General features: G+C 33.8%; 11 protein-coding genes, 1 tRNA gene and 2 pseudogenes. 8 read left to right on the forward strand and 6 right to left on the reverse strand.

Annotated elements, in window-relative coordinates:
• From C6H25_RS07940 to C6H25_RS07950, 4 genes and pseudogenes are all read left to right on the forward strand, one after another.
• Positions 1–214, forward strand: a 214-nt coding sequence (locus tag C6H25_RS07940; RefSeq protein WP_158653910.1) for an outer membrane beta-barrel protein, incomplete at its 5' end; no start/stop codon positions are given.
• A 30-nt stretch (positions 215–244) separates the two neighbouring features.
• A pseudogene (locus tag C6H25_RS09110) lies at positions 245–989 on the forward strand (hypothetical protein); the annotation flags it as partial.
• A 215-nt stretch (positions 990–1204) separates the two neighbouring features.
• Positions 1205–1708 (forward strand): outer membrane protein, encoded by a 504-nt coding sequence (locus tag C6H25_RS09115; protein ID WP_418904564.1) that lies wholly within the window; start codon positions 1205–1207, stop codon positions 1706–1708.
• 820 nt (positions 1709–2528) lie between these two features.
• A complete protein-coding gene (locus C6H25_RS07950) occupies positions 2529–4313 on the forward strand; it encodes an HAD-IA family hydrolase (RefSeq protein WP_104748893.1) in 1785 nt (594 codons plus the stop codon).
• A 73-nt stretch (positions 4314–4386) separates the two neighbouring features.
• On the opposite strand, the gene C6H25_RS07955 is transcribed toward C6H25_RS07950, so the two are convergent.
• Positions 4387–4463: transfer RNA gene (locus C6H25_RS07955), tRNA-Arg, on the reverse strand.
• An 83-nt stretch (positions 4464–4546) separates the two neighbouring features.
• On the opposite strand from C6H25_RS07955, the gene C6H25_RS07960 reads away from it, so the two are divergent.
• Positions 4547–5329, forward strand: coding sequence for an NAD+ synthase (locus C6H25_RS07960; RefSeq protein WP_104748898.1), 783 nt, complete (start codon positions 4547–4549; stop codon positions 5327–5329).
• On the forward strand, positions 5326–6264 hold the full coding sequence (locus C6H25_RS07965) for a tetraacyldisaccharide 4'-kinase (protein ID WP_104748894.1): 939 nt from the start codon (positions 5326–5328) through the stop codon (positions 6262–6264). The genes C6H25_RS07960 and C6H25_RS07965 overlap by 4 nt, the downstream gene beginning before the upstream one ends.
• Here C6H25_RS07965 and pseH read toward each other — a convergent pair.
• The 4 genes from pseH to flgH are packed head-to-tail and all read right to left on the reverse strand — an operon-like array spanning position 6197 to position 8998.
• Positions 6197–6739 carry a UDP-4-amino-4,6-dideoxy-N-acetyl-beta-L-altrosamine N-acetyltransferase gene (gene pseH, locus C6H25_RS07970; RefSeq protein ID WP_104748899.1) on the reverse strand — a complete coding sequence of 181 codons (543 nt, stop codon included), beginning with the start codon at positions 6737–6739 and terminating at the stop codon, positions 6197–6199. The genes C6H25_RS07965 and pseH overlap by 68 nt on opposite strands.
• Positions 6736–7602 (reverse strand): CMP-N-acetylneuraminic acid synthetase, encoded by an 867-nt coding sequence (locus C6H25_RS08900; protein WP_233707362.1) that lies wholly within the window; start codon positions 7600–7602, stop codon positions 6736–6738. Before C6H25_RS08900 ends, pseH begins: the two co-directional genes overlap by 4 nt.
• Complete coding sequence (pseF, locus tag C6H25_RS08905; protein WP_233707363.1) at positions 7593–8282, reverse strand: pseudaminic acid cytidylyltransferase; 690 nt, start codon at positions 8280–8282, stop codon at positions 7593–7595. Before pseF ends, C6H25_RS08900 begins: the two co-directional genes overlap by 10 nt.
• Positions 8283–8293: 11 nt before the next feature.
• Complete coding sequence (gene flgH / locus C6H25_RS07980) at positions 8294–8998, reverse strand: flagellar basal body L-ring protein FlgH (RefSeq protein WP_418904562.1); 705 nt, start codon at positions 8996–8998, stop codon at positions 8294–8296.
• 135 nt (positions 8999–9133) lie between these two features.
• Between flgH and C6H25_RS07985 the strand changes: the two genes are divergently transcribed.
• Positions 9134–9826, forward strand: coding sequence for an outer membrane protein (locus C6H25_RS07985; protein ID WP_418904563.1), 693 nt, complete (start codon positions 9134–9136; stop codon positions 9824–9826).
• Between the two features lie 18 nt (positions 9827–9844).
• On the opposite strand, the gene C6H25_RS07990 is transcribed toward C6H25_RS07985, so the two are convergent.
• Complete coding sequence (locus C6H25_RS07990) at positions 9845–10390, reverse strand: phospholipase D-like domain-containing protein (RefSeq protein ID WP_104748896.1); 546 nt, start codon at positions 10388–10390, stop codon at positions 9845–9847.
• 136 nt (positions 10391–10526) lie between these two features.
• Here C6H25_RS07990 and C6H25_RS07995 point away from each other — a divergent pair.
• Positions 10527–11290 (forward strand): annotated as a pseudogene (locus C6H25_RS07995) (hypothetical protein); the annotation flags it as partial.

Genomic DNA, 11290 nt, shown 5'->3' on the forward strand with positions numbered 1-11290 from the left:
CATTAATAGCACGCATTTCCAATTCCTCTTTGACTTAGGATTTCGCATGAACTTTGGTAAATTAGGTCAAAAGACTAAACGACACCGCCAACACACCGTAGAAATAGGTGTGCAAGTGCCTACGATTTATAACACTTATTATAAGTCTGCTGGAACTACGGTGAAGTATTTCCGTCCTTATAGCGTGTATTGGTCTTATGGGTATTCATTCTAAGAAAGGAGGCAAAAGAAAATGATAAAGAAAATGAAACAAAACGCATTCAAAACAACAAATAAGATGAATAAGGAAAATCTTGTGAAACATTTTAAACAAAACATCACATTCTTAGCCCCTTTAAGCCTAGCGCTTTCTTTAAGCCTAAGCCCATTGAGTGCTGAAGAAGATGGAGGATTTATGACCTTTGGTTATGAGCTAGGGCAAGTGGTGCAAAAGGTTAAGAATCCGGGAAAAACTAGGGCTATAGAACTAGCCGGCGAGCTAAACACCTTATCAACCAATAATCTCTCTGGTCATGATGAGGGGGGTAATGTCGTGGGTCTATTAGGGAATATGATGGCTAATTATATTGCAACAGTTCCTACACCATACTTAAGGATTAGTGCTAGTGGTATTGAATGGAGTACAAATACACCTTATCAAACCTATATAAAAGATGTGAATAATATTCTAAGTGCCTTATATTATCTCTCAAATAACCCCCATAAAACTGACTATCCTAATTTAGCAAAAGAAGCAAGCTATATCAATAGTTTTTCAACTTATGTAGACTTTATCAATCAGTGGCAAGGTCAAAATGGCTATTTAAATGGTAGTCATCAAGCAGATTTAAAATACATCATGGGACAGACAGATAAAGTTCCAGAGGTCAATCAAACTTTCATCAACAGCATTCTGCAATTGCAGCTTTTCAACTCCGCCAATGCAGGCAATCAATTACCACAAAAAGAATTTACCAAGCTTGTTCAAAACATCATTAATTCTTCACAGGCAACCTTAAATGCAATTAAAAATGCAGAACTTGACCCTAGTAAGATTACTAATCCAAACTCAAAAAGTAATCTTGAGAAAGTCGCTGCAACACTACCTTCTTATGCTCAAGATGTCCAAAACACAATTAATAAACTCCAGCGCTTAAACAATGCCGTAGTAAATAACCCCTACTTAGCACAATTTGCCGCTGGTAATAGCAAGCAAACCAATGCAATGAATGGCTTTTACACTAAGATTGGTTACAAGCAATTCTTTGGAAAGAAAAAAGCCTTTGGTTTGAGATACTATGGCTTTTTCTCTTATAATGGAGCAGGCGTTGGCAATGGCCCTACTTACAACACGGTAAATCTACTCACTTATGGCGTAGGAACTGATGTGCTTTATAATGTATTTTCTCGTTCATTTGGTTCTAGGAGCATTAATGCAGGCTTTTTCACTGGAATCCAACTTGCAGGAGATAGCTATATCACAAGTCTAGCTAAAAATTCTCAACTTGTTCATAAACCTACTGCAACCAAATTCCAATTTCTCTTTGATGTGGGGATGCGTATGAACTTTGGTATCTTAAAGAAAGATATGAAAAAGCATAACCAACACTCCATTGAGATTGGCATTCAAATCCCTACGATTTATAACACTTATTATAGTAATGGTAGCACAGAAGTATCCTACTACCGTCCTTATTCGGTGTATTGGGTTTATGGGTACGCGTTCTAATTAATTTTACAATCCTTTGTGGTTGTAGTATGTTGTAGGTTTATAGATACGCACTCCTAAGACTTAAAACCTTTTTTCTCAATCCATGCTCTTTTGCTCCCTTAAGGTGCATAGGGCTTATCTTTTCCATACCCTTTCTAACCCCTACCCCAAAAAACTTTTTGGGGAATCTTGATTGCTCTGCGTATATTGTGTTCTAACAATCCCAATAATTCTTTTTTTGGTATTTAGTCTACAGATAGATATTCTAACAACAACCAACAATTCTTTGGGTGCTGTATATTATGAGTCTACGCTTTCTAAAAACTTAAAACCTCTTCTTAACTCCCCCATACGCCTTTTTTCTCTTATTAATGTTCATGGGATTTACTACTAAACTTAATAATATATTTTTTAAATACCTATATATTTTAATTATATATAATTATATATAATTATATTTATTTTTTAGTTATATTTTAGTTTTAAATCTTAGCAAGCATAATCTTATGTCTATCACTTTTATGTGTGACTTTCATTTAGTTTTTTATTGCATGGGTTTCACTAACCTGTATTTTTAATTTATAAAATAACCTTTTAATGTTTTATTATTCTTTTTAGTTTCATATGGTTTTATTCTCAGATCTTAACAAGTAATTTCTTAACTCTACAAAATTTTGAAAGACAAATCTACTACTCTAAAGAAAAACGCTAAGATTGGTATCTTAGAGATGCTCTTATAAATCAGCGTTTCATAGAAAACAGCTACTTTAAGTCCAGAAAAAGCGAACTCAAAGTATAATTCTTAAGAATATTCTTTATTATTTTTGTTAAGGTACTTATGCAAGATTTTTTAAAAACAGCCAAACAAAAGATTTTAAAATACGATGTAATTTCTTTTGATATTTTTGACACGCTTCTTTTAAGGCCTTTTGCCGAGCCTATCGATTTGTTTTTATATATTGAAATGGAGCACAGAATCAGTGGTTTTGCACAAAAGAGGGTTTTAGCAGAAAATAGAGCTAGAGAGATTAGTTTGGAACAAGACATTACTCTAGATGAAATCTATGCGTGCATGCCATCAAGCTTTAAAATATACCAAGAAATAGAGGTCGCCACTGAAAAAAGGCTACTTGTTGCTAATGTGGAAATGCTAGAGCTCTATAACTTCGCTAAAGAAAATCATAAAAAAGTCATTATCACCTCTGATATGTATCTGCCTCTAGACACTCTCAAGAATATTTTAGATTCTAAAGGGTTTGGTGGCTACTGTGGATTTTATGTAAGTAATGATGTGAGACTGACTAAACATTCTAAAGACTTGTTTAAGCATGTCTTAGAGCAAGAAAGAATTTCTGCCAACCAAATGCTTCACATCGGAGATAACGCTCACGCAGATAGCTTGATGGCTAAAGATTTGGGTATACAGGCTTTATTGAGAGAAAAGGTCCTGGAGCAGTTTAAAGATAGGTTCATTAGCCTTAGAGCTTTTAAACCCACTAGTTTACCACAAAGCTTTATTTTAGGGACGCTAAGCATCTTTTATAAAAACTATATCCCTTATCAGAAAGACTGGGGTTATTGGCATAGTTTGGGGGCGATTCAGGCAGGATGCACTATTATAGCGTATTGCCAATTCATTTATAAAACGCTTCGAACTAAAAAGGTCGATACGCTCGTTTTTATCGCTCGTGATGGCTACTTGATACAAAAAATTTTTAATCTTTTATATCCTAATGAATATCAGAGTGTTTATATCTATGCGCCTAGGATATTGAGAAAGGCTGTGTTTCTAGATATCACAGAAGAAGAGAGCTTAGAAATTTTATCCATTTTGGAAGACTCCAAGACGATTAAGCAGTATCAAATCACCAACAACCAAGAGGCTTATGCTTACTTGGTTAGCCATGTGGAGCGTTGCTATAATAGGGCTAAGAAGGTTTTGTTAGAGTATAGAGACTATTTGCTCAAGCAAAATTTAGGGGATAATATCATTATTGTAGATACGATTACGAATGAATATTCTTCCCAAAAGCTTATTGAAAAAGCTCTTAGTCGTGAGGTTTTTGGAATCTATTTCACTCTTTATAGGATTTCTTCGCACCAGCATACGAGCTTTTTACCTTTTAAGGACTCTAAAGAGGTTCTTTTTGATAACTGGGAATACATGGAATTTCTTATGACCAGTGAAGAACCTCCCATCTTAACCCTCAAAGATAATCTTCCCATTTATCAAAACAATGTTTCGCCCTATGAAAAAACACGCTCTGAAATCTATGCATCTGTTATAGAGGGGGCTTTGGCCTATGCCTCTTATTTTAAAGAGAGTTTGATACCTATAGATGTGTATTCCATTGTAGAGTGGACAAACTTTTTTATCAACCATCCAAGCCCTGAAGACAGAGAACATTTTAAAGAGATTAAAATTTGTCGGGATTCAGCACATAAAAACTTCGTGGGCTTATTTCATAAACGCATAGCTCTATCGGTATTTTTAAAAATCGAGCCTTATAAAGCGTATCAATTCTTAAAATCAGCCCATAGAACTAACAAGCAAGAAATCTTATTTAAACTGCTCTCTCTGAGTAGGACCATCTACAAAAAATTCAAAAGAACCTCTCAATAAGTAAGTAGCCCAACCTTTGTTTTAGCGAAGTAAAGCCATATGGTTCATGTGAAAACAATAGCTGAAATCATAATGGTGTGCTCGGAGGGATTCAAACCCCCGGCCTACAGGACCGCAACCTGTTGCTCTATTCAGCTGAGCTACGAGCACTTTTAGGAAGTAAAAGAAAGATTATAGCAAGAAAAACTAATTTTTTACTTAAACGATGCATTTTTTCTATTATAATTCAAAGTATGCAAGAATACTACCAAGAACTCATAACTTATTTATGTGATTTTTTAGAAAAAGAAGTTCACAAGAAAGGCTTCAAAAAGGTTGTTTATGGACTAAGTGGTGGGCTAGATAGTGCGGTTGTGGGAGTGTTATCTCAAAAAGTTTTTAAAGAAAACGCCCATGCTCTTTTAATGCCCTCTTTGGTCTCTATGAGAGAAAGCAAATTAGACGCTCTTAGTTTGTGTGAAAAATTTTCCATTCCCTATACAGAGTGTTCTATCGCCCCTTATGATGACTTATTTTGCTCTAGTTTTAAAGATGCAAGTCTTACAAGAAAGGGGAATTTTTGCTCTAGGTTGCGTATGGCTTTTTTATATGATTATTCTTTAAAAACAAATTCTTTAGTCATTGGCACAAGCAATAAAAGTGAGAGAATGCTAGGCTATGGCACTTTACATGGGGATTTTGCGTGTGCGATTAACCCTATTGGAGAATTATTTAAAACAGAAGTCTATGCACTCGCTCAAAACTTAAATATTCCTAAGAGTATCTTAAATAAGCCCCCTAGTGCGGATTTGTTTGTAGGACAAAGCGATGAAAATGATTTAGGGTATCCTTATAGCGTGATTGACCCTTTATTAAAGGATATTGAAACTTTATTTAAAACAAAGCCCATCCATTTGGAAACGCTCACTAACTTAGGCTATGAGCATGATTTAGTCAAGCACATAGTCAATCGTATCCAAAAAAACGCTTTTAAATTAGAATTACCCACTATTGCCAAAAGATTTAAACCTAAATGAAGAGCGACAAACCCTTTTTAGAACGCTATTTTTACACCCCCACTCTCTTAGACAAGGGGTTAGTTTTTACCCTTTATCCTTTTTCTTTAATCTATAAATTGATTGCCACTTTAAAAAGAAAAGTTTCTAAAAAATACGATTTTAAAATCCCTCTTATTAGCATAGGTAATCTCATCGCTGGGGGGTGTGGTAAAACGCCCTTTATTTTAGAAGTCGCTTCTAAATATAAAGAAGTGGCTGTAATCTCTAGGGGGTATCAACGCCATTCTAAAGGCTTAGTTGTAGTGAGTATCAAAGGACAAATTCTAGTCTCTCAAAAACTAGCTGGTGATGAAGCCTATCTCTTAGCCCTGAATTTAAAGCAAGCAACTATTATTGTGAGCGAAAAAAGAGAGTTAGGCGTTTTAAAAGCCCTTGAATTAGGGGCAAAAATCGTGTTTTTAGATGATGGCTTTAGGTTCAACTTCAATCAATTCAATGTGCTTTTAAAACCTAAAATCCCCCCCTACTACCCTTTTTGTTTACCTAGTGGGTTGTATAGAGAAAGCATTAAAAGTTATAAAGAAGCCCATTTAGTTCTTACAGAAGATAAAGACTACAAGCGAATCACTTCTATTACTAACCCTACCGAATGCATGCTTTTAGTAACCGCTATCGCTAATCCTAGTAGATTAGATAGCTTTTTACCTAAAGAAGTCATTAAAAAATTGTATTTTAAAGACCATGCCACTTTTGATTTAAAACTTTTAGAAAAAGAGTTTCAAAAAAACAACGCCACTTCATTATTAGTTACCACCAAAGACTTAGTTAAATTAAGCCATTGTGATTTACCTTTAAGCGTGCTGAATTTAAAACTAGAAATTTGTCCTAGCGTTTTAGAGAAAATTGAGAATTATATCCTTTCTTATTCTTGTAATACAAAAGAATATCCATAAATTCCTTGTCCCTACACATAAATTCTTTCAAACACCCTTCTAATTCATAATGGTTTTTTTCATAAAAAGCAATCGCTTTTAAATTAGTTTTCATCACTTCTAAGTGCAAAGAATTTAATTGAAATTCTTCAAAAGCGATAAATTCTAAGGCTTTTAAAATAGCTCCCCCCTTATTTTTTAAAAAAGGGTTTTTATAAATTCCTAAATACCCATGTTTATGGGTAAGATTGATTCTAGTGATAGAACCAACCCCCAAATAAGTTTCATCTTCTTTAAACAAAAAATAGCGGTGGTTTGGCGAATTTTTAAGCTCTTTGATGAATTGTAAATGCGTTTTCAAAGAGACAAAAGCACTATACATCCATAAAGAAGTGTTTTCGTGGTTACGAAACTCTAAAACAAGCAACTTTTCTTTGTCATCTAAATTCGTAAAATCAATCGCTTGGATATTTTCATAGCAATAATTTTTTTTCAAATCTCTAAAAACTCCCTTAAAGCACTCTCTAACTTGCTTCCAAATGCTAGGTTTTTTATCCATTTTTGACCCCTTTGTTCTTGCAACTCTTTGAAATCTCTTGCTAAAGTCTTAAGACTAGTTTGTTTGAAAATGCCTGATTTTTCAAATTCTTTGCTTTGAATGATTTGATTCTTAGCAATGGGTATTATGAGCGAAGGCGTTTGAGTTAGGGCTAATTCATAGAGAGTTTGACCTGAAGCACTCACGCAACACCCACAAAATTTCATCAAAGCACTAAATTCTAAGGGGCTTAAATGGCTGTAATAATACGTGTTTTTAGGGCAGTTTTTAGGGGGGGTAGCTGAAATGATGTGTAAATTCACATCATTATTTTCTAAAATTTGGACTATTCTAACTAAAATTTTATGCTCACTCCCCCCCAAAGTGATTAAAACTTCTTTATTTTCTAAATCCAAAGGGCGTTCATAAATAAAATTGACATCAATAGGATAAAACTCTACCCCCAAATAATACCGATAGTCTTTAGATAAATGGTGGTAGTGTTTTAACGCATTAAGCGTAAAATTCATAATCGTTGTATTTTTTGGATAAAAAGAATGCTCTTTATCTTCTATAACCATAAGACTTCTAGCTTTTTCTTTTAAAACATAAAAATCTTGTGAATGTAAAAGATAGCTATCTATAATAAGAAAATCATCACTAGAAACACTCCCTAAAAAAGAAGCGATATTTTTTTGCTTGTGTAAATAAAGGCTTGCTTTAATTCCTAATTTTTCTATATAAAAAAGGATTTTTTCACAACGCCTTAAATGCCCTAAACCGCTTTTTAAAAACGCATCACAAAAAATTTTTACTCGCATAAATTTTGCAAACGGCTGTATTTGAGCTTGGCTAATTCTAAATCTTCTAAGGTATCAATATCTTGGACTTCTAAAACTGATAGTTCTAAAGCGATAGAATTGTGGCTAAAAATAGGACGCATTTCTCTGAAAGCTTTAGCTCTTCCCATATACAATAACCCAGCATCATGATAGAGTTTTTTTAAATCTTGCGTGCGGGTGTTTAAATGCTCTTTAAAAGCCATTTGAACGCCATTTTCAATGCTAAAAGAACGATAGGGCGAAGCACTAAAAAGCGAACAAGTAAAAACATAATCAGCTGTTTGATGTTGCTTTAAAGTCTCAAAAGCTAATTGCACATGCTTTTTTTGTAACAATACTGAAGTGCCATACAAGCAACACACTATATCACTATCTTTTAAATCTAATTCTTTAATATGATATGCCATAACTTCTAAGGTCGTGGCAGTGTCATTAGCTAAATTTTTAGGGCGTAAATTTAAAAAACTCGCCCCATATTCTATAGCTAAATTGACATACTCTAAGCTATCGCTAGAAATAAACACCTTTTCAAATAGCTTGCAATTTAGAGCCACTTCAATAGGATAAGCTAACATAGGCTTATTAAAAAAATCACAAATATTTTTATGCTTAATCCTTTTACTAGAGCTTCTTGCTAAAACAAAGGCGACTGCTTCCATGTCAATTTTCTTTAATAAGGCATTTGAGTTTCCATTGCATCTGCAGCAAATTTCTTTTTATTAGAATTGCTTAAGTTCCCCAAATTAGTGTATTCAATCTTAGCATCAGCTAGAAACTTGGATTGAATAGTATTGTTTCTTTCAATATCATAAGGGCGAATCACCCCACTCACCCTAAGGATTTGTTTTTCCCCATCCACTAGCACTTCCTTATTCCCATAAATGAAATAATTCCCATTTTCTAGCACTTTAATAATCCTAGCACTTAAAACAATATTTAAATCTTCGCTCTTTTTTTGTGAGCCACCCCCTTTAAAATTCGTGTTATTGCTAGATTTAGTGAAATTATAATTATTTTTATCATCTAAATATTCTGCTTCTTTTTTCTTTCTCTCATCTTGTCCGTTATAAGTGAGTCTTGGGGGCGTAGAATTACCCCCTGATGTGCTTTTATAATCTTTGGAACTAGAATAATTTGCACTGGATTTTTCAGAGACAATGATAGTGATAATATCATTAGGTTTCATCGCTCTTCTATCTGCAAACAAAGGGCGTTCGCCCTGTCCAAACAAGCTCCCTAACTTATTTAATTCAGGAATGAATTCTTTAGAAGGGGTTTCTTCTACATAGTTAGGGGGATTAAAATCAATTTTAGGCTCATTGGCTAACGCCATACTAATAACACCAAAACCCATAAATAACAACATTTTTCTCATTATTACACCACAATTAAACAAAATAACTTTTAGTATACTCTAATTATTAACTATAATCATCTTGTTTTTAGCGAAGTTATTGTAAAATTGATAAATGAAAATAAAATGTTTGATTGTTATTAGGGAGATAAGTCGTTGAAACCAACACACTTAATTAAAACGATTGCGAGCATAGGCTTGCTACTACAAACCTTACATGCTGATGAAGAGAGTGCTACACCTTCTTGGACTAAAAACATGTATATGGGAATCAATTATCAAACAGGCTCTATCAATCTAATGACTAATATTAATGGTGTGAAAAAACTCACTAACATGGGTTCTAATGGTATTGGAATTAATATAGGCTATAACCATTTTTTTAAAACGGATAGAGTTTTTGGCTTACGCTATTTTGCTTTCTTAGATTGGGAAGGCTATGGTATGAAATATCCCAAAGGTTATTATGGTGGAAACAACATGATTACTTATGGGATAGGCGTAGATGCAGTGTGGAATTTCTTTCAAGGAAGTTTCTATCAAGATGATATTAGCGTAGAAATTGGAGCTTTTGGGGGGATTGCTATTGCTGGAAATAGCTGGTATATCGGCAATAAAGGCCAAGAACTACTAGGCATTAATGCTGGCTTTAACGATAAAGGCGTAAGCGTCTCAAACTTTCAATTTCTCTTTAATTTTGGTATCAAAGCCCTATTTGTAGATGAACATGAATTTGAGATTGGCTTTAAATTCCCTACCATAAATGACAGATACTATATCAGTGATAATATTAAAGTTCAAATGCGTAGGGTTTTTGCCTTTTATGTGGGATACAACTACCACTTTTAAAATTTAGCTTATGGGGTCTTAAAACCCCACGCAACTTCCTAACATCTTTTTAAAATAACTTCTCGCTTTAAGTGCCACATCAAAATCATCAGTTTTTAAAAGCACTTCATAATTATTTTCAAAAGCGTTTCTGCTCCAATTCGCTGAACCTAAAAACACTACTTTATTATCAATAATAGCCACCTTTTGATGCATAATACCATAGTAACTATTCTTACTTTTAGCCCTAAGCCCCCTTAATAAGCACGCCCTTATGTTAGGGTATTTGGCTAGATAGCCACTTGTGGATTGCTTATTATTATGATTACTTTCATAATCATAAATGATTTGAACTTTGATTCCCTTACTTGCTACGCTTTTAATCGTTCTAGCAATATCTCTATGCGTAAAACTATAAATAGCAATTTTCACGCTCTCTTTAGCATTACTAATACTAGAAATTAAAGAATTTAGAGCTTCTCGTTGCTCATAGGGCAAGAAAAACACGCTATCCTTAGCTTGCAAAAAACCTAAAGACCCCAATAATAAACCCGCACCAATCATCTTTTTTAATCTGTTTTTCAAAAAATCTCCTTCCTTATTGATGTGCATAGTGATTAAAATATTAAGCAAACAAAACGGATTTTTGATTATAATAAAAGATTTAAAATAAGCATAATCACAAATTTGGTAAAATGTTTCACAAATTTAAGGAGTAGCCATGAAAATTCTTCTGTTTAACCAAAACCCTATGATAAAAAAACTCTTTGAAAGTGTTTCTAAGAAATTAGAATTATCCATAGAAAACATAGAAAATAGCACAGAAATATTAGCTCTTCTTAAAGAAAACCATGAATGGCTTTTTTTTGCTGATGATGAATCCTTAGAGAAACTAGACCAAATTGACTTAACAGAATTAAAAGAGGTGATGTCTCAAAACTTCTTAAGCGTATGCATGCATAAAAGAAGTAGCGAAAACCAACAGCCCCTTTTAGAAGGCTTTAATATTGGGGTTAAAAAACCCTTTTTACCTACTGAAATTTTAAAGCTCATTCAAAAAAAACTCTCTCTATCTACAGAAGAACCATCTCAAGAAAATACTCTTTCTAATGAACTAGACGATGAAGTGTTTGAGCAAATCCCTAAAAGCCTAGATACAGATTTTGATGACTTAAAAGACTTGGGCAATTTAGAGAACATCACACAAGAAGAAGAGGCCAAAGAAGAGCAACTACTCCCTACCCAAAATACAGATGAAACACTCTCAAAAGACCCTACAGAAACTTTTGAAGAAGAGCAAAACTTAGAAAATACCCAAGAAGAAACACCCCCAACCTCACTTGAGCAAGAAAATAGCGATGATACAAAAGAGCCAACCTCTCAAGAAGAAAAAGCACCTACCCCACAAGAGCTTGCCAAGATGAAAGAATTAGTCCAAGAAATTCAAGAAAATTCCAACAACGAGGAAGAATTAGTTAAAGAAGA

Source organism: Helicobacter cetorum (assembly GCF_900198405.1).
Classification (GTDB): domain Bacteria; phylum Campylobacterota; class Campylobacteria; order Campylobacterales; family Helicobacteraceae; genus Helicobacter; species Helicobacter cetorum_C.

What these genes read in the sequence shown, in the direction of transcription:
- C6H25_RS09115 (WP_418904564.1), top strand. Translation starts at nt 1,205, where the DNA reads ATGAATGGCTTTTACACTAAGATTGGTTACAAGCAATTCTTTGGAAAG.
- C6H25_RS07950 (WP_104748893.1), top strand. Translation starts at nt 2,529, where the DNA reads ATGCAAGATTTTTTAAAAACAGCCAAACAAAAGATTTTAAAATACGAT.
- C6H25_RS07960 (WP_104748898.1), top strand. Translation starts at nt 4,547, where the DNA reads ATGCAAGAATACTACCAAGAACTCATAACTTATTTATGTGATTTTTTA.
- C6H25_RS07965 (WP_104748894.1), top strand. Translation starts at nt 5,326, where the DNA reads ATGAAGAGCGACAAACCCTTTTTAGAACGCTATTTTTACACCCCCACT.
- C6H25_RS08900 (WP_233707362.1), bottom strand. Translation starts at nt 7,602, where the DNA reads ATGCGAGTAAAAATTTTTTGTGATGCGTTTTTAAAAAGCGGTTTAGGG.
- pseF (WP_233707363.1), bottom strand. Translation starts at nt 8,282, where the DNA reads ATGGAAGCAGTCGCCTTTGTTTTAGCAAGAAGCTCTAGTAAAAGGATT.
- flgH (WP_418904562.1), bottom strand. Translation starts at nt 8,998, where the DNA reads ATGAGAAAAATGTTGTTATTTATGGGTTTTGGTGTTATTAGTATGGCG.